Origin of the sequence: Nostoc sp. PCC 9305 (genome assembly GCF_963920915.1) — a bacterium.
GTDB lineage: Bacteria > Cyanobacteriota > Cyanobacteriia > Cyanobacteriales > Nostocaceae > Nostoc.
This window is the reverse complement of record NZ_CAWUDN010000269.1, coordinates 1-616: the sequence shown is the minus strand read 5'-3', so window position 1 is coordinate 616 and position 616 is coordinate 1. Positions and strand designations below refer to the sequence as shown.

Sequence of the window (616 nt, the reverse complement as noted above, 5' to 3'; positions counted from 1 at the left end):
ATAGTACAAAAGCACTATATTTTAGCGATCGCCTGTGCCAGTTGCGTAAGTCCTGCTAATCTTAAATTTAGGACTCGCTCTGTGCCTGCTTGGGTACTCCGCTTCGTTTTTTTTTCCGATTTAATCCTAATTTCTGTAACGCACGACACATTGCACTTTGACCTACCCAATTACCAGTCTTATCTGCAAAAAATTCACACAACTCTATCAATGTTGCATCTGGATATGATTCAACTAATTCTCTCAACTCTATATCAGCATTTGTTAAATGACTAAATTGTGGCTTTCCTCGCGGCTTTGATTGTAAATTTCCTTCAAGTTTTTGTTGTTTTACAAGCTTTTGTACTAAACTCTTTGAGACGGAAAAGATGTTAGCCACTTTCCTGATTGAGATGTTTTTCTCAAGATGTGCTGCAACTATTTTTTCTCGAAGATCGACAGAGTAAGACTTCATTTAAAAGTATTTATATTTTAATCTAGTGTACCTCATAATAGACGCAAGTGCTGTATCTGTGAATACTTTCAATCCCATTTAGAGCGATGTTAGCTAATAATGGACTCACTACCCCTCCTACAATCTTGCAAAAACTTCCATAGAGTTCTCGGTCACTATTCC

Annotated in this window: 1 protein-coding gene; it reads right to left on the bottom strand. The window is 37.0% G+C overall.

The genetic code is table 11. From position 1 onward, the window contains the following. Nucleotides 1-67 precede the first annotated feature (67 nt). Nucleotides 68-454 carry an IS630 transposase-related protein gene (locus ACM0OX_RS35725; protein ID WP_190965638.1) on the bottom strand — a complete coding sequence of 129 codons (387 nt, stop codon included), beginning with the start codon at nucleotides 452-454 and terminating at the stop codon, nucleotides 68-70. Between the last annotated feature and the right edge of the window lie 162 nt (nucleotides 455-616).

Excerpts from the sequence above, each read along its gene's own strand:
- ACM0OX_RS35725 (WP_190965638.1), bottom strand. The coding sequence starts at position 454 with ATGAAGTCTTACTCTGTCGATCTTCGAGAAAAAATAGTTGCAGCACAT.